The sequence below is a fragment of the Mycobacterium triplex genome (genome assembly GCF_000689255.1).
GTDB lineage: Bacteria > Actinomycetota > Actinomycetes > Mycobacteriales > Mycobacteriaceae > Mycobacterium > Mycobacterium triplex.
The window spans coordinates 1966998-1983249 of record NZ_HG964446.1 but is presented as its reverse complement, the minus strand read 5'-3'; the positions used below and the strand labels follow the sequence as shown (position 1 = coordinate 1983249).

The 16252-nt window shown below is 66.3% G+C and carries 16 protein-coding genes; 10 read left to right on the top strand and 6 right to left on the bottom strand.

Annotated elements, in window-relative coordinates:
* The first annotated feature begins 88 nt into the window (after positions 1-88).
* Entirely contained in the window at positions 89-1450 is a 1362-nt protein-coding gene (locus tag BN973_RS09300; protein WP_036467584.1) for an FAD-dependent oxidoreductase, read from the top strand.
* A 6-nt stretch (positions 1451-1456) separates the two neighbouring features.
* On the opposite strand, the gene BN973_RS09295 is transcribed toward BN973_RS09300, so the two are convergent.
* Entirely contained in the window at positions 1457-1660 is a 204-nt protein-coding gene (locus tag BN973_RS09295; RefSeq protein ID WP_036467582.1) for a hypothetical protein, read from the bottom strand.
* Between the two features lie 475 nt (positions 1661-2135).
* Here BN973_RS09295 and BN973_RS09290 point away from each other — a divergent pair, with 475 nt between their 5' ends.
* Complete coding sequence (locus BN973_RS09290; protein ID WP_036467580.1) at positions 2136-3278, top strand: PPE family protein; 1143 nt, start codon at positions 2136-2138, stop codon at positions 3276-3278.
* A 43-nt stretch (positions 3279-3321) separates the two neighbouring features.
* Positions 3322-4428 carry a PPE family protein gene (locus tag BN973_RS09285; protein WP_036472205.1) on the top strand — a complete coding sequence of 369 codons (1107 nt, stop codon included), beginning with the start codon at positions 3322-3324 and terminating at the stop codon, positions 4426-4428.
* Positions 4429-4505: 77 nt separating this feature from the next.
* Here BN973_RS09285 and BN973_RS09280 read toward each other — a convergent pair whose 3' ends face one another.
* Positions 4506-4826 (bottom strand): hypothetical protein, encoded by a 321-nt coding sequence (locus tag BN973_RS09280; RefSeq protein ID WP_036467577.1) that lies wholly within the window; start codon positions 4824-4826, stop codon positions 4506-4508.
* A gap of 118 nt (positions 4827-4944) precedes the next feature.
* On the opposite strand from BN973_RS09280, the gene BN973_RS09275 reads away from it, so the two are divergent.
* Positions 4945-5373 carry a pyridoxamine 5'-phosphate oxidase family protein gene (locus BN973_RS09275; protein ID WP_036467574.1) on the top strand — a complete coding sequence of 143 codons (429 nt, stop codon included), beginning with the start codon at positions 4945-4947 and terminating at the stop codon, positions 5371-5373.
* 5 nt (positions 5374-5378) lie between these two features.
* Here BN973_RS09275 and BN973_RS09270 read toward each other — a convergent pair whose 3' ends face one another.
* On the bottom strand, positions 5379-5783 hold the full coding sequence (locus BN973_RS09270) for a group III truncated hemoglobin (RefSeq protein WP_036467571.1): 405 nt from the start codon (positions 5781-5783) through the stop codon (positions 5379-5381).
* Positions 5784-5785: 2 nt separating this feature from the next.
* The gene (locus BN973_RS09265; RefSeq protein WP_036467568.1) at positions 5786-7174 is read right to left on the bottom strand and encodes a WS/DGAT/MGAT family O-acyltransferase; all 1389 of its coding nucleotides are present in this window, start codon (positions 7172-7174) and stop codon (positions 5786-5788) included.
* A gap of 305 nt (positions 7175-7479) precedes the next feature.
* Here BN973_RS09265 and BN973_RS09260 point away from each other — a divergent pair, with 305 nt between their 5' ends.
* The 6 genes from BN973_RS09260 (at position 7480) to BN973_RS09235 (ending at position 14754) form a co-directional block, all read left to right on the top strand.
* On the top strand, positions 7480-9789 hold the full coding sequence (locus BN973_RS09260; protein ID WP_036467566.1) for a nitric-oxide reductase large subunit: 2310 nt from the start codon (positions 7480-7482) through the stop codon (positions 9787-9789).
* A 3-nt stretch (positions 9790-9792) separates the two neighbouring features.
* Positions 9793-10419: a hypothetical protein gene (locus BN973_RS09255; protein WP_036467564.1), complete on the top strand. Its 627-nt coding sequence runs from the start codon at positions 9793-9795 to the stop codon at positions 10417-10419.
* Positions 10416-11213, top strand: a complete 798-nt coding sequence (locus BN973_RS09250) for a slipin family protein (protein ID WP_036467563.1) — start codon at positions 10416-10418, stop codon at positions 11211-11213. The genes BN973_RS09255 and BN973_RS09250 overlap by 4 nt, the downstream gene beginning before the upstream one ends.
* Positions 11214-11247: 34 nt before the next feature.
* On the top strand, positions 11248-12030 hold the full coding sequence (gene hisN / locus BN973_RS09245) for a histidinol-phosphatase (RefSeq protein ID WP_036467560.1): 783 nt from the start codon (positions 11248-11250) through the stop codon (positions 12028-12030).
* Between the two features lie 77 nt (positions 12031-12107).
* Positions 12108-13505, top strand: a complete 1398-nt coding sequence (locus BN973_RS09240; protein WP_036467557.1) for an acyl-CoA dehydrogenase family protein — start codon at positions 12108-12110, stop codon at positions 13503-13505.
* 40 nt (positions 13506-13545) lie between these two features.
* The gene (locus tag BN973_RS09235) at positions 13546-14754 is read left to right on the top strand and encodes an acyl-CoA dehydrogenase family protein (protein ID WP_036467556.1); all 1209 of its coding nucleotides are present in this window, start codon (positions 13546-13548) and stop codon (positions 14752-14754) included.
* Positions 14755-14835: 81 nt separating this feature from the next.
* On the opposite strand, the gene BN973_RS09230 is transcribed toward BN973_RS09235, so the two are convergent.
* Both BN973_RS09230 and BN973_RS09225 read right to left on the bottom strand, forming a co-directional pair.
* The gene (locus BN973_RS09230) at positions 14836-15372 is read right to left on the bottom strand and encodes a GNAT family N-acetyltransferase (protein WP_036467554.1); all 537 of its coding nucleotides are present in this window, start codon (positions 15370-15372) and stop codon (positions 14836-14838) included.
* Positions 15372-16229, bottom strand: coding sequence for an oxidoreductase (locus BN973_RS09225; protein ID WP_036472204.1), 858 nt, complete (start codon positions 16227-16229; stop codon positions 15372-15374). The genes BN973_RS09230 and BN973_RS09225 overlap by 1 nt, the downstream gene beginning before the upstream one ends.
* Positions 16230-16252 lie beyond the last annotated feature (23 nt).

Genomic DNA, 16252 nt, shown 5'->3' with positions numbered 1-16252 from the left:
AATCACCATCATGTGCGCCCGCGACTGCGACGCCCAGCCCGTTCTCAGCCCCTTGCGTCGCAGCCGGGCATGAACAGAAGGCTTGAGTATGCGTCGATTCCATGTCGCCATCGTCGGCTCCGGACCGTCGGGGTTCTTCGCCGCGGCCTCTTTGCTGAAGGCCGCCGATACCTCCGACGAGATCGACGTCGCGGTCGACATGCTCGAGATGTTGCCGACGCCGTGGGGGCTGGTGCGCTCCGGTGTCGCGCCCGATCACCCCAAGATCAAGTCGATCAGCAAGCAGTTCGAGAAGACGGCCGCTGATCCGCGCTTCCGGTTCTTCGGCAACGTGGTGGTCGGCGAACACATCGAGGCCGCCGAACTCGCCGAGCGGTACGACGCCGTGATCTATGCGGTCGGCGCGCAGTCCGATCGTTCTCTCAACATCCCCGGCGAGGAACTGCCCGGCAGCGTCGCCGCCGTCGATTTCGTCGGCTGGTACAACGCCCACCCGAACTTCGAGCAGATCTCGCCCGACCTGTCGGGCGCCCGGGCCGTGGTCATCGGCAACGGCAACGTCGCACTCGACGTCGCTCGCATTCTGGTCACCGCGCCCGACGCACTGGCGGCTACCGACATCGCCGATCACGCCCTGGAATCGCTGCGCCCCTGCGGCGTGGAAGAAGTGGTGATCCTCGGCCGGCGGGGACCGCTGCAGACCGCGTTCACCACGCTGGAGTTGCGCGAGCTCGCCGACCTCGAGGGCGTCGACGTCATCGTCGATCCCGCGCAGCTGGAAGGCATCACCGACGAGGAAGCCGAGGCCGCCGGCAAGACCACCAAGCAGAACATCAAGGTGCTACGCGACTACGCCGGCCGCGAGCCGCGCCCGGGACATCGCCGCATGGTGTTCCGCTTCCTGACCTCGCCGATCGAGATCAAGGGCGACGAGCGGGTCGAGGGAATCGTGCTCGGCCGCAACGAGTTGGTCGCCGACGAGAGCGGGCGGGTATCGGCCAAGGACACTGGGGAGCGCGAAGAGCTACCGGCGCAGCTGGTGGTGCGTTCCGTCGGTTATCGCGGCGTGCCCACCCCGGGCCTGCCCTTCGACGACAAGAGCGCGACCATCCCCAACACCGACGGCCGGGTCCACGGCCGCCGCAACGAATACGTGGTCGGGTGGATCAAACGCGGACCGACCGGGGTTATCGGCACCAATAAGAAGGACTCCCAGGACACCGTCGACACCCTGATCAGCGATTTGACCGGCGGGCAAGATCTGGCCGAATCCCCCGCCGATCGTGCCGATCAGTTGGCCGACTGGCTGGCCTCGCGCCAGCCGAAACTGGTCACCTCGGCCCACTGGGACGTCATCGACGCTTATGAGCGTGCGGCCGGCGAGCCGCACGGGCGTCCCCGCGTCAAGCTGCCGAACCTCGCCGAGCTGTTGCGCATCGGCCACGGCTGACTCGGTTCAGCGTCGCAGCACGATGAGGCCGGCGCCGGCCAGTAGCCCGACAATGGCTGCCGCGATAGCCCACCCGGCGCCGGCGAGCCACCAGATGACCCCCAGCACCGCGAGCGCGGGCGACACCGCGAACAGCGTCAGAACCGGGTGCTGCCGGATCACCGCAAGCGCACTTCTCGCCCGGATCGGGTCGATCTCTTTGCCCGCCATGGCTAAAGAATGCCACCTGGCAACCGCAATGCAAGCAATCGCACCGATTTCCCGGTGCCCGGCGCAGAGCGAATTCCAAAGCGTGACTCCGGGTACGGGTTATTGATCAAGCCGCGGTAATGGGCCGAATAGGGCCCCGCCACCAGCTGGTAATTTTCCGTTTTCCGGCATCGGAAATTCACTTGGCAGCTCCGAGAAATTCACTCCAAACCGCGATGGGGCGCCCCACGGCTTGGGATTTTTATGGCGTTCAGTTAGCAAAGGCGGCCCCGAATGCCCTGTGCGCACGCCCCACCGACGATTCGGTGACTGCGACGCTGCTAGCGTGGCGTCCCGCGCCGGTCACCAAAACAATTGCCGCACAAAATCTTTGCGTCTGAATCCGCCAATCGACTGTCCGAGACCACGACAAACGGCACCGACTGCCGATTGCCGTGCGGTTCATCGCGCTTACCAACGAAGGAGCTGCCACACAATGGATTTCGCGTTTCTTCCGCCGGAAGTCAACTCGGCGAGGATGTACTGCGGCCCGGGGTCAGGCCCGCTGCTGGCCGCTGCGGCCGGATGGGATTCGCTGGCCGTCGAGTTGACCACGGCCGCCGACAGCTATGAATCGGTGCTGTCGAACCTGACCAGTTTGGACTGGCAGGGTCCCGCGGCGGCCGCGATGGCGGCCACGGCCACGCCCTATGCGGATTGGCTCAGGCAGACCGCCCGGCTGGCGAAGCAGGCGGCCAGGCAAGCCTGGGCGGCCGCGGCCGCGTACGAACAGGCGTGGACGTCCATGGTGCCTCCGGCAGCGATCGATGCCAACCGCACGCTGCAGAGGTTGTTGATCGCAACGAATTACGCCGGACAAAACACCGCCGCGATCGCGGCGACCGACGCCCAGTACGCCGACTTCTGGGCCCAGGACACCGCCGCGATGTCGGGATATGAAACGTCCTCGGCCGCGGCCGCGGCGCAGTTGGCGCCGTTCCCCTCCCCCGACCCGACCACCAACGCCGACGCGCCATCCGTGCAGAACGCCGCGGTGGCCCGAGCCGTCACCGACGCCGCCTCGGCGAGTTCGACTCAACAGGCGCTGTCTGCGGTCGGGCAGACGGGATGGCTGCCCGAGAATGGATTCGTCCCCAGCGACTTCACCGCGCTCGACGGCATCCTGGCGGGCTACGGCGCGATCAACTCGACCTACAACCTGGAAAGCTTCGCCACCGGAATCATCGGGGCCGAGAGCAATTTGGGTCTGTTGCCCGGCGCGGCGACGGCGGCGCCGGTCGTGGCCCCCGCCGCACTCAGTGGGGCCACCGAAGGAACCGCCGCCGCTGCCAGCCTTGCGGGCGGCGCGGGGCTGGGTAACGTCAGCGCATCGGTTGGCGGTGCCGGCTCGATCGGGCCGATGTCAGTACCGGCGAGCTGGTGCCCACCGTCGACCGCCCCGGTCCCGCGGTTTGAACCGCTGGGCATGGTGGCGATCCCGGGAACCGAAGAAGCGGCCGCGTCCGGCTATCCGGGCTATCCCGGGATGCCGGGAGCGGCCGTCTCCAAGGGCTCGGCCCTCGGGCCGAAATACGGCATGCGGCCCACCGTGATGTCGCGCCCACTCGCAGGTGGGTGATGCCCGCCGCTGCCGACGTTGCCTGCATCGGGCCTGTGAGATGGTGGATTTCGTTCTTCTGCCGCCAGAGATCAACTCTGCGCGGATGTACAGCGGGCCGGGCGCGAGCCCGCTTCTCGCTGCCGCGGGAAGCTGGGACGCGCTGTCCGCGGAGCTGCACAACACGGCCGAGAGCTATGGGGCGGTGCTGTCCGGTCTGACCAGGCTGCACTGGCGAGGTCCTGCGGCGCAGTCGATGTCGACCACGGCCGCACGCTATGCGACATGGCTGACATGCACCGCCGAACAGGCAATGCAGACGGCTCGGCAGGCGCGAGCCGCGGCCGCGGCCTACGAATTGGCATATGCGATGACGGTGCCCCCGGCGGCGGTGACGGCCAATCGCGTCCAGCTGGCTGCGCTGGTAGCGACCAATTTCTTCGGCCAGAACACCGCAGCAATCGCGGCCACCGAGGCACAGTACGCCGAGTATTGGGCCCAGGACGCCACCGCGATGTACGGCTATGCGGCGTCATCGGCGGCCACGACGCGGTTGACGCCGTTCAATTCCCCGCGCCCGACCACCAACCAGGACGCGGCGAGCGCTCAAGACGCTGCGGTGGCTCGGGCCGTCAACAGCACCGCGTCAAACCTCTTGGCGCAGAATACTTCTGGCGCTGGCGCGCCAACGAACAGCACGTCTGCTCCCGCCGACTTCGACTTCACCGACGGCGCCCTGGCCCTCTTTGCCTCGACGGACAACATGGCGAGCCTGGAGTCTTTCCCTCAGGACATCATCGGAGCCTGCCGCAGCGCCGGCCTGCTACCCGGCTCGCGCGCGCTGCCCGCCGTGAGCGCCCCGTTACCCGCTCTTGCCACTGCCACGCCGAACGTCGGCCGCGGGTTGGGCGCTGTATCCGCGACTCTCGGCGGCGCCGGTTCGATCGGCTCGATGTCCGTGCCGGCCGGCTGGGCCGGGCCGGCAACCGGCCCCGCTGCCGTACTGCCAAGCCCGGGTTCGCCGACACTCGTGGCCACCGGCGAGCTGGTCAACAGCGGTTACGGGCTGCCGGGCGTCCCTGGCATGCGGCCGCCCTATCGCGCCACGCTGTTGGTCCCGCGGTACGGCGTTCGGGTCAGGGTGCTGCCACCCGCGCCGGCGACATGGTGACCCGAGCGTCGTTGCGCGTTACGCAAGCGACCGACGGTGATGTCACGTTCACCCGCCGCCGGGGAACCGAACCTCCGTCAGCCCGCGGACGGAGCGAACTTCCAGTTGTCGGGATTCTTCGAGGAATACACCACCTCGTGCAGTTCGCCCATGCTCGGCCACTGCTCGACGTCGACCGCCATCCGCCAGTAGACGGGGTATTCGTTGACGGTCGGTCCGTTGATCACACCGGCGATGGTGACGTATTGCTCGCCGGTGGCGTCCGGTCGCGGGCTCACCCCGGTCACCAACAACGTGCCGCTCAGCAGCTCACCGCGCGGGCCACGCGGGATGAACCGCTGGGCAATCAATCCGCCCAACACCGCGACGAGCAGAAGTAACAGAGCGAATTCCCACACGTCGCCATCGTAGGACGGCCGACGCTGCGTTCGGCCGAGTTGACCTAGGACCCTACTGTCGCACTCGGATTCGCCGTAGCGTCGTGGGTACTGGTGCGCCGACGGAAAGGTGAGGTCGATGACGGATGAGCCCGCGGTCGTCTTGTCAGAAGACGAGAGTTGGCGCAGGTTGGGCGGCGTCGCCCTGGGCCGGCTGGTGACCAGTTTCGCCGGTGAGCCGGAGATCTTCCCGGTGAACTACGCGGTGCAGAACCGCACGGTGCTGTTTCGCACCGCCGAGGGCACCAAGCTGTTTTCCGCCGTGGGTCACAGCGTCGTGCTGTTCGAGGCCGACGACCACGACGTCGCCCAGGGCTGGAGCGTGATCGTCCGAGGCCGCGCAAAGCTGCTGCGGACCGCGGCGGAGATCGAAGATGCCGCGCGCGCCCAGCTGATGCCGTGGACCGCGACGGTCAAGAAGCATTACGTCCGGGTGATCCCCACCGATATCACCGGTCGCCACTTCACATTCGGCCCGGAACCCGACCCGAACGCGAGCTTTGCCTGACCCGATCAGCTCGCGAGCAGCGCGTCGAGTTCGTCGGCGTCCACCCCGGTCAGGCGCCGGTGCATCGCCCACGCGATCCGGGCGGCCTGCACCTTGGCCCGCTCGGCCGCCGGCCCGCGATACATCTCGTCGACGGTGGCGCGCCAGATGGTCAGCCAACGTACGAAGTGCTTGCCGGACAACGGGGTTCGTTGGTGTATGACGCGGTGCACCGTGAGCGCGCTGCCTCGGTAGCGCCCGGCGCGGAAGAGCACGGTCTCCCAGAAGTCGCACATGATCGGGATGTGGGTGTCCAACCCTTCGGACCGCAACTCGGCGAAGGGCTCGATCAGAACGTCGTCGGTCAGCGCCCGGTTGTAGAAGCGACGCAACAGCGCCTCGACGTCGGCGCGGTCGACCAGATCGTTCATCGTCACACGACCAGGGATAAGGGTCCGCGGGCGTAATGATCCTTGCGCCGTTTGCTGATGGCCACCAGGCGAGCCACCGCGGCTTCGATCCCGCGCGCCAGCTCGTCAACGTCGGCGAGTCCGTCGTAGTCCGCGAGGACTCCGATGAACAGATCGTCGGCATAGCTGAGCATCGCGACGCCGGTTCGCAATTGCATCGCGATCGGCGGGACCGGGAACACGGCCAGCACCTTTTTGCCCATCACTCGCAGGGTCCGGCGTGGACCGGGGACGTTCGTGGCCACCGTCACGACGCCGCGTTGCGGCAGCCGCGTCAGCAACCCGAGCGCCCACCCGGTGAACGCGAACGGGATGTGATTCGCCATGGACACCAACGCATTTCCGGCCTGCGGTTGTCCGCCGGCCTTCGACCGGTCCAATCGCGAATGCACGATCCGCAGCCGTTGCACCGGGTTCTCTTCGTCGATCGGCAACTGCGGTAGCATCATCGAAACCCGGTTGTCGGTCTTGTCGAACGCATCGGTAGACCGCATCGACACCGGCACCAAGGTGCGCAACGAACCAGGCTGCAACCGCTCGCCGCGCTTCACCAACAGATTGCGATAGCTTTCCGTAATTGCCGCTAGTGCAACGTCGTTGATCGTCACGTCGAACGTCGCGCACACGTGCTCGACATCGGCCAGGGACACCCGCGCGCCGCTGTATCGACGCAACCCGCCGATCGGCCCGTTCAGCGAAGATGCGGCCGGACACAGCAGGCCCAGCGCGATTTCCGTGGCGCCCTGAGCAGCTCGCGCGGCGGCCGCGGCCACGGAGGTCGACATGTGCCACAGCCCACCCAGTATGGCCAGCGGATTAGCCTCCACTACAGGCATTTTCGGCACCTCGGCGACCCTGACGTGCCGGGCAAAACTGTGTCCGACGCCGTCGTCGCACAACCCGGCAAGCATATGGGCGGCCGCGATCCCGTCGGCCATGCAGTGGTGGATCTTGGTCAGGATCGCCCATCGCCCATCGGCGAGACCTTCGATGACCCAGATCTCCCACAACGGTCTGGCCCGGTCCAGCCGCCTCGCCATCAAATCGGCGACCACCCGGAACAACTCCTGGTCGTCGCCGGGTTGCGGCAGCGCCACCCGGCGCATATGCCGGCCGATGTCGAAGTCGAGATCATCCACCCATTGCGGAGCACCGAGGTCGAACGGCCGCAACCGCAACCGCTGCCCAAACCGCGGGCAGGCGCGTATCCGCTCGGCGAATGCAGACATCAACGCGCCGCGCTCGGGGGCCGGGCCTTCGATGACCGCCAGACCGCCGATGGCCAGGCTGACCCGTGGATCGGCGTCTTCGGCTTTGAGGAAACCGGCATCCAGCGTGGTCAGGCGGTTCATGATGTGCGACCTTCCGAGCTACGTGAGGCTTACTGCAACCCGCAGTTACATGATCCCGCCGCGCGGCCATGCGACGTTAGGGCCGAAAGTCCCTTCATCGCCGGGCCCCGGTTCCGTACGGTGTCGGCCCCGAAGCCGGTGTCCCCCACTGGTATTGGCCCCGGATCGGTGCCATTGGTCCCTATTGGTCAGATTCGTCGGCCAATACTGTTGCCTGCGCGGAACAACGCGCATCGGATATGCATGTGGCGTCGCCACGCGATCGAAGCCGGAACAGCCCCTCGTCCGACAGGAAGGTCGTCGAAATGGCTATTGACCAGAGCGTTCAACAGAGTTCGTCGCAACCCCTGATCGGAAAGGGCTGGCTTCAGGGTGTGGCACTGGTCATGATCTTCGGTTTTCTCGTGATGGGCATCCTGGCCTATCGCACCTACACCGCGGCAATGCCCATGCCGGACAAGGTGGTCAGCGAATCGGGCCAGTTGTTGTTCACCGGTGACGACATCACCCGGGGCCAGGAACTCTTTCAATCCCGCGGCCTGATGCAGTACGGGTCGGTCCTGGGGCATGGCGCCTACCTGGGGCCCGACTACACCGCCGAATACCTGCGCATGGCAACCAATGACGTTGCCGACCAACTGCGCGGGCAAGGGGTGACCGATCCGCGCGATCGGGTGGTCACCGAATTCCGAACGAACCGCTACAACGGCGACACCAAGACACTGGTATTCACCGACCGCCAGGCCGCGGCGTTCGACCATATCCAGAACCACTACGCCGCTTACTTCGGCGAGAACTCAACGAAATACGGGCTGCTGCCGCAGTTCATCACCGACAAGGCACAGATCCGCGACTTGACCGCCTTCTATGCCTGGACGGCGTGGGCGGCCGCCGCCGAACGCCCCGGCCACAAGTACAGCTACACCAACAACTGGCCGGCCGAACCCCGGGTCGACAACGGTCCCACCGCCCCGGTGATCGTCTGGTCGGCATTGTCGCTGATCGCGCTGCTGGGCGGCATCGGCGTGATGTTCGCGGTCTACGGGCGGTGGAGTCAGCAGGTCGGCTGGCACAGCGCCGAGGCGTCCAACCTGTCCTTCCGCCAGCCCGGTGAGGTGAGCCTGACGCCCGCGCAGCGGGCCTGCATCTGGTTTTTCGCGGTGGTGTCGGTGCTGTTCCTGGCGCAGACCCTGCTGGGCGCGGCCGCCGAGCACTATCGCGCCGACTTGTCGACGTTCTTCGGTCTGGATCTGGCCCGGGTGCTGCCCTACAACCTGGCCCGCACCTGGCATCTGCAGCTGGCGTTGTTCTGGACCGCCGCGGCATTTCTCGCGGGCGGCATCTTCCTGGTGCCGTTCATCGCCCGTCGTGAGCCGAAACGTCAGGGGCTGTTGGCGTATGTGCTGCTGGGTGCGGTCGCCGTGGTCGTGTTCGGCTCGCTGATCTGCGAGGCGCTGTCGATTTACGGCGTGATCCCCCAGGGCGGGCTGTTCTCGCAGCAGTGGGAGTACCTCGACCTGCCGAGGCTGTGGCAGATCCTGTTGGTCCTCGGGTTGTTCGTGTGGATCGCGATCATCTGGCGTGGCATGCGCGCCCGGCTCAAGGGCGAATCGAAGATGAACATGCCGTGGCTGTTCTTCTTCTCGGGGCTGGCGATCCCGGCGTTCTATGCCGTGGGGCTGCTGGCCGGCAGTGAAACCCATTTCACGGTCGCCGACTTCTGGCGGTTCTGGGTGGTGCACCTGTGGGTCGAAGACTTCCTCGAGTTGTTCACCACGGTGATGGTGGCCTACATGTTCGTGCTGCTGGGCGTGGTGCGCGAGCGAATCGCGTTGGGCGTGATCTTCCTTGACGTCATCTTGTATTCGGCCGGTGGCGTCATCGGCACCATGCACCACCTCTACTTCTCCGGCACTCCGGTCGAGCACATGGCGCTGGGCGCATTCTTCTCGGCGGCCGAGGTGATCCCGCTGACCTTCCTGACGGTCGAGGCGTGGGCGTTCCTGCAGCTGGGCGCGCGCCAGCAGTCGGGTGACGCGAACCCCTTCCCGCACCGCTGGGCGGTGATGTTCCTCGTCGCGGTCGGCTTCTGGAACTTCTTGGGGGCAGGCATCTTTGGGTTCTTGATCAACCTGCCGGTGGTGTCCTACTACCAGATCGGTACCGCCCTGACCGCCAACCACGCGCACGCCGCAATGATGGGGGTTTACGGCATGCTCGCCGTCGGCCTGGCGATGTTCGCGTTCCGCTATGTGATCCCGCCGGACAAGTGGCCGGAGCGACTGGCCCGAATCTCGTTCTGGGGCATGAACATCGGCTTGGCGTGGATGGTGTTCGCCACCCTATTGCCGCTCGGTGTGCTGCAGCTTTATCACTCGGTCGGCGACGGGTACTTCGAGGCCCGGTCGCTGGGCTACATCACCAAACCCGGCAACGCGGTCCTCGAATGGCTGCGCCTGCCCGGCGACGTCATCATGATCCTCGGCGGTGTCCTGCCCTTTGTCTGGATCGCGTGGACCGCGTTGCGCAACTTCCGTTCCGGTACGACGGTCGAGGAGTTGCCGGAGCACCCGCTCTACGCCGAGGTCGGTTCTACCGCGCCGGCGAAGGACTGACCGATGCCACCGCCGGCCACGTCGGTGTGGCTGATCGCCGGGTATTCGCTGGCATTGGTGGCCATCGGATGGGGTTTCGACACCATGGCCCGCCACGCGTCGGCACGTGCGGCGCGATGGCGCACAGGCCAATTCGTGTATCGGCCCGACCATGACGCCTGGGTGTGCCCACAGGATCATTGGCTGTGGCCGAGCTCGTTCGATCCGAAACACCGGGTGATGCGGTATCGCGCACTGCCCGTCGTGTGTAACAGCTGCCCGGTCAAGGCCCGTTGCACGACGTCGGAGCACGGCCGCGAGATCAGTCGCGACGTCGATCCCTGGCCGCATTCGGACGCCGGGCGGTTTCATCGCGGGATCGCTTGCTGCGTAGCCGCCTTGGGAGTGATCCTGCCGCTGGCAACCTCGGTCACCAACCATTCCCCGAGCGACCTGCTGGTCCTGACGGGAGCGATGCTGGTGGTGGTGGCGCTGGGTCTGCCCCTTGCCCGTCACCTGTGGAACACGCCGTCCAACGCACCCGAGCACCTGCCGCACCGCACCGCGATCGAGGACCAGGTGGCCGCCGCGATCGACCGGTATTCCACCCGCTGGGGCAGCTGGGAAGTCAACAAGGAGAAGGCAAAGTGACTGGAGTAGCAATTGCGGTTCTCGTCGCGCTGACCGTGGTGCTGATCGTCGTCGCGTGGTGGTCCCTGACGGTGCTGCGCGAATACGAGCGTGGGGTGGTGTTCCGGATGGGCCACGTTCGCCCGCTTTACCACCCCGGCCTTCGGCTGCTGATCCCGCTGGCGGACAAGATGATTCGGGTCGACCAACGACTGGTGACGTTGACCATTCCGCCGCAGGAGGTGATCACCCGCGACAACGTCCCGGCCCGGGTGAACGCCGTCGTCATGTTCCAGGTGGTGGATCCGCTGAGGGCGATTCTGGCGGTGGAGAACTACGCGGTCGCCACCTCGCAGATCGCCCAGACGACGCTGCGCTCGCTGCTGGGCCGCGCCGATCTCGACACGCTGCTGGCACACCGCGAAGACCTCAACAGTGATCTGCGCACCATCATCGAGAAGATGACCGAACCCTGGGGTGTCGAGGTTCGGGTGGTGGAGATCAAGGACGTCGAGATACCCGAGTCGATGCAGCGGGCGATGGCCCGCGAGGCCGAAGCCGAGCGTGAGCGCCGCGCGAAGGTCATCAACGCTCGCGGCGAGCTGCAGGCCTCCGCGGAGCTGCGCGAAGCGGCCGAGACCCTGTCGAAGAGCCCGGCCTCATTGCAATTGCGGTATCTGCAAACGCTGTTGGAGCTGGGCGCCGACCAGAACTCGACGGTGGTGTTTCCCCTGCCGGTCGACATCATCACGCCGTTTCTGCGTAACCCCGATGCGTTGAAGGGCGTCGTCGACAACTTCAATCACCGGGGATGACAGGCGCGGCACCCGCCATGGTAGGACTGCTGGCATGAGTCAGGACGATCTCGCACTGGCGCTGACACTTGCCGACCGCGCGGACATGCTGACTCGCGAGCGGTTCGGCGCGCTGGACCTGCGCATCGACACCAAGCCCGACCTGACCCCGGTGACCGACGCCGACCGGGCGGTCGAAGCAGAGGTGCGTGAGGTGCTGGGGCGCGAGCGGCGCGGCGACAGCGTCGTCGGGGAGGAATTCGGCGGGACCACCACCTTCACCGGCCGGCAATGGATCATCGACCCGATCGACGGCACCAAGAACTTCGTGCGCGGGGTTCCGGTGTGGGCCAGCCTGATCGCGTTGCTGCACGACGGCGTCCCGGTGGTCGGCGTCGTGAGTGCGCCGGCGCTGCACCGGCGGTGGTGGGCGTCGCGCGGTCAGGGCGCCTTCGTCTCGGTTGACGGCGGTCCGGCGCGCCGGCTGTCGGTTTCCTCAGTGGCGCAACTGGATTCGGCGAGCCTGTCGTTTTCCAGCCTCTCGGGGTGGGCGCAGCGCGGCCTGCGGGACCGCTTCATCGAGCTGACCGACGCGGTATGGCGGGTGCGCGCCTATGGCGACTTCTTCTCGTATTGCCTACTCGCCGAGGGTGCCGTCGATATCGCGGCCGAACCGGAAGTTTCGGTGTGGGATCTGGCGGCGCTCGACATCCTGGTGCGGGAGGCGGGCGGAACGTTCACCGGCCTGGACGGCACCGCGGGCCCGCATCGCGGCGACGTCGTGGCGACAAACGGCCTGCTACACGAGCGCGTACTGCGCAGCCTTGGTGTGAATTAGCTAACAAGCGCTCTTTATCTTACTCCGGAGTAAGATAGGCTCCTGACTGCATCGCCCCAACTACAGAGGCTGCTGAAATGACGGACACTGTCTCCGGCTCAAACACTTCACGGCCGCGCGGAAAACGGCGTGGCCGCAACACCGGCGTCGGGATGCAACCGCACCGCCGCACCGGGATCGACATCACCCTGGCGCTGCTGACTCCGCTGGTCGGCCAGGAATTCCTGGACAAATACCGTCTGCGCGATCCGATGAACCGGGGCCTGCGCTACGGCACCAAGGCGATCTTCTCCACCGCGGGTGCGGCTTCCCGGCAGTTCAAGCGGGTCCAGAGCATCCGCAGCGGACCCACCCGGCTGAAGTCCAGCGGCAAGGACTACTACGACCTGAGGCCCGACGACGAGCAGAAGATGATCGTCGAGACCCTCGAGGAATTCGCCGAAGAGGTGCTGCGGCCCGCGGCGCCCGACGCCGACGAGGCGGCGAGCTACCCGCCCGACCTGATCGCCAAGGCCGCCGAACTCGGCATCACCGCGATCAACATTCCCGAGGACTTCGAGGGCATCGCCGCACACCGCTCGAGCGTGACTAACGTGCTGGTGGCCGAGGCACTCGCCTACGGAGACATGGGGTTGGCGTTGCCCCTCCTGGCGCCTGGCGGTGTGGCGTCGGCGCTGACCCACTGGGGCAGCGCGGACCAGCAGGCCACCTATCTGCCCGAGTTCGCCGGCGAGAATGTCCCGCAGGCCTGTGTGGCCATCGCCGAACCGCAACCCCTGTTCGACCCCACCCGGCTGAAGACCACCGCGGTCCGCACGCCGAGCGGATACCGGCTGGACGGCGTGAAGTCGTTGGTGCCGGCCGCGGCCGACGCCGAGTTGTTCGTCGTCGGCGCGCAACTGAACGGCAAGCCGGCGCTGTTCATCGTCGAATCGGGCGCCAAAGGCCTTACCGTCAAATCGGATCCGAGCATGGGTATTCGTGCCGCTGCCCTGGGCCAGCTTGAGCTCTCCGGGGTCTCGGTGCCACTGAACGGCCGGCTGGGCGAAGACGAGGCCACCGACGAGGACTACTCCGAGGCGATCGCGCTGTCCCGGCTGGGCTGGGCGGCGCTGGCCGTCGGCACCTCGCACGCGGTCCTCGACTACGTCGTCCCGTACGTGAAGGAACGCGAAGCATTCGGCGAGCCCGTCGCCCGCCGGCAGGCCGTTGCGTTCATGTGCGCCAACATCGCCATCGAGTTGGACGGGCTGCGGCTGATCACCTGGCGCGGCGCCGCCCGTGCCGAGCAAGGGCTTCCGTTCATCCGCGAAGCGGCCCTGGCCAAGCGCCTCGGCGCCGACAAGGGCATGCAGATCGGCCTGGACGGCGTCCAACTGCTCGGCGGCCACGGCTACACCAAGGAACACCCGGTCGAACGCTGGTACCGCGACCTGCGGGCCATCGGCGTCGCCGAGGGTGTCTTGGTTATTTAGAAGTCATCTAGCTCCGCACTTCACAAGCGAAAGACCAATCATGGCAATCAATCTGGAACTGCCCCGCAAGATGCAGGCGGTGATCGACAAGGCGCACCAGGGCGCCGCGGAAATGATGCGCCCGATCGCCCGCAAGTACGACGTCCACGAGCACGCCTATCCGGTGGAGCTGGACACCTTGTCCAACCTGTTCTCCGGAGCCGCTGAATCCAACGCCATGGGACTCGCCGGCGCCGAGGCGTTCCGCAGCAGCGAGAGCAAGGAAGAAAACCGCAACGGCTCCAACATGGCTGCCGTGCTGCAGACGCTGGAGGCCAGTTGGGGCGACGCGGCGATGATGCTGTCGATGCCCTATCAGGGCCTGGGCAACGCGGCGATCAGCGGTGTGGCCACCGACGAGCAGCTGAACCGGCTCGGCCGGGTCTGGGCCGCGATGGCGATCACCGAACCGAGCTTCGGATCCGACTCGGCCGCGGTGTCCACGACCGCCAGGCTGGACGGCGACGAATATGTGATCAACGGCGAAAAGATCTTCGTCACAGCGGGTTCGCGGGCCACGCACATCGTGGTGTGGGCGACGTTGGACAAGTCGCTGGGCCGCCCGGCGATCAAGTCGTTCATCGTGCCGCGTGAACATCCCGGCGTCAGCGTCGAGCGGCTCGAGAAGAAGTTGGGCATCAAGGGCTCCGACACCGCGGTGATCCGGTTCGACAACGTGCGGATTCCCAAGGACAACCTGCTGGGCAATCCCGAAATCGAATCGGGCAAAGGGTTTTCCGGCGTCATGGAGACCTTCGACAACACCCGGCCGGTCGTCGCGGGCATGGCCATCGGTATCGCCCGGGCAGCGTTGGAGGAGCTGCGCAAGATCCTGACCGAGGCCGGAGTGGAGATCTCCTACGACAGGCCCGCGCACGCCCAAAGCGCCGCCGCGGCGGAGTTCCTGCGCATGGAGGCCGACTGGGAGTCCAGCTACCAGCTGACCCTGCGCGCGGCCTGGCAGGCCGACAACAAGATCCCCAACTCCAAGGAAGCGTCGATGGCCAAGGCCAAGGCCGGCCGGGTGGGCACCGACATCACCCTCAAGGCCGTCGAATTAGCCGGCACTACAGGCTATTCGGAGCAAACACTCTTGGAGAAGTGGGCACGCGATTCGAAGATCATGGACATCTTCGAAGGCACCCAGCAGATTCAACAGCTGGTTGTCGCCCGCCGCCTGCTGGGCCTGTCGTCCGCCGAACTCAAGTAGCGATCATGGCTTAACGCCGAACGTGCAACCATGGCGTATTTTTCTCTCCTCTTCCCCGCCAGAGTGTACGTTCGGCGAGGGTTAACCGGTGATCGGACGCGGCGGGTCGCCCCCGTCGTCGGGCCCGAGCAAATCGAGCTGCCACCACTGGACGTCGTGCCATGCGCCGAGTTTCCACCCGACGCGCTCGTAGTGACCCGCCGGCCGAAAGCCGAACGCCGCGTGCAGCGCATTGCTTGCGGCGTTCGGCTGCGCAATACCGGCGAATGCCCGCCGGTATCCACGTTCGGCCAACCGGCGTAGCAGTTCGGTGTAGAGCATCCGGCCGCCGCCGGCGCCGCGCCCGTCCTTGGCGAGGTAGACAGTCATCTCGACCGACCACAGGTAGGCGGCACGCGGATTGAACTGTTGCGCATAGGCATAGCCGACGACTCTTCCGTCCACTTCGAGCACCAGCCATTCGTGTGTCGCAAGCGCCTTGTCGATGCGTTCTGCCATCTGCGGCACCGTCGGCACGTCGTTCTCAAACGTGATCGCGGTGTCGAGCACGTACGGGCGGTAGATCTCGACGCATGCTGCGGCATCAGCTGCGGTCGCGCGTCTGACGACCGGCGGCATCAGGCAGCGACGGCGTTCAGCTGCTCCCGAGTCTCGTCATCGAGATCGATGGAAGCGACGTCCAGGTTCTCCTCGAGATGGCGCACCGACGAGGTGCCCGGAATCAGCAGCACATTCGGCGCCACGCTCAACGTCCAGGCCAGCGCGACCTGAGCGGGCGTGTGCCCGAGTTTCTCGGCGGCCGCACGTACCAGCTCGTGACCGAGCACCGGGTTGGGCTGCACGAACGAAGCCCCCAACGGAAAGAACGGAACGAAGGCGATTCCGCGCCTGGTGCACTCCTCCAGCACGGCGATCGAGTCCCGCTGAACAAGATTGAAAGCGTTTTGCACACAAGCGATTTCGGTGCGCTCTACGGCATGCAGCAGATGCTCACGGTTGATGTTGCTCAGCCCGATCCCGCCGATCAATCCCTGATCCCGGGCATCGATCATGACCGAGATCTGGTCGTCGAACAGCTGGTCGGGGCCATCGCTTTCGAAGAGCCGCAGATTGACCGCGGCCAGCCGATCGACACCGAGCGTCCGCAAATTCGTCTCGATGTCGCGGCGCAGGTCGGCCGGCTCGCTGACCGGCAGCCACGCGCCGGCCTCGTCGCGACGCCCGCCGACCTTGCTCACCAAGGCCAGGTTCTCCGGGTAGGGGTGCAGCGCCTCGCGGATGAGCTCGTTGGCCACGTCAGGGCCGTAGAACTGGGCGGTGTCGATGTGGTTGACGCCGCGTTCGACGGCCCTGCGCAGCACCGCCAGCGCCTCGTCACGATCGCGCGGCGGCCCCATCACGCCGGGCCCGGGCAGTTGCATGGCCCCGAAGCCGACACGGGCAACCGAATAGCGACCAAGCGGAAAGGGATCCATATCGGTGAGGTTAGCGTCGTGCT

Coding starts and splice junctions, on each gene's coding strand:
- BN973_RS09235 (WP_036467556.1), top strand. CDS start 13,546: ATGGCAATCAATCTGGAACTGCCCCGCAAGATGCAGGCGGTGATCGAC.
- BN973_RS09295 (WP_036467582.1), bottom strand. CDS start 1,660: ATGGCGGGCAAAGAGATCGACCCGATCCGGGCGAGAAGTGCGCTTGCG.
- BN973_RS09260 (WP_036467566.1), top strand. CDS start 7,480: ATGGCTATTGACCAGAGCGTTCAACAGAGTTCGTCGCAACCCCTGATC.
- BN973_RS09230 (WP_036467554.1), bottom strand. CDS start 15,372: ATGCCGCCGGTCGTCAGACGCGCGACCGCAGCTGATGCCGCAGCATGC.
- BN973_RS09275 (WP_036467574.1), top strand. CDS start 4,945: ATGACGGATGAGCCCGCGGTCGTCTTGTCAGAAGACGAGAGTTGGCGC.
- BN973_RS09300 (WP_036467584.1), top strand. CDS start 89: ATGCGTCGATTCCATGTCGCCATCGTCGGCTCCGGACCGTCGGGGTTC.
- BN973_RS09255 (WP_036467564.1), top strand. CDS start 9,793: ATGCCACCGCCGGCCACGTCGGTGTGGCTGATCGCCGGGTATTCGCTG.
- hisN (WP_036467560.1), top strand. CDS start 11,248: ATGAGTCAGGACGATCTCGCACTGGCGCTGACACTTGCCGACCGCGCG.
- BN973_RS09265 (WP_036467568.1), bottom strand. CDS start 7,174: ATGAACCGCCTGACCACGCTGGATGCCGGTTTCCTCAAAGCCGAAGAC.
- BN973_RS09225 (WP_036472204.1), bottom strand. CDS start 16,229: ATGGATCCCTTTCCGCTTGGTCGCTATTCGGTTGCCCGTGTCGGCTTC.
- BN973_RS09290 (WP_036467580.1), top strand. CDS start 2,136: ATGGATTTCGCGTTTCTTCCGCCGGAAGTCAACTCGGCGAGGATGTAC.
- BN973_RS09270 (WP_036467571.1), bottom strand. CDS start 5,783: ATGAACGATCTGGTCGACCGCGCCGACGTCGAGGCGCTGTTGCGTCGC.
- BN973_RS09240 (WP_036467557.1), top strand. CDS start 12,108: ATGACGGACACTGTCTCCGGCTCAAACACTTCACGGCCGCGCGGAAAA.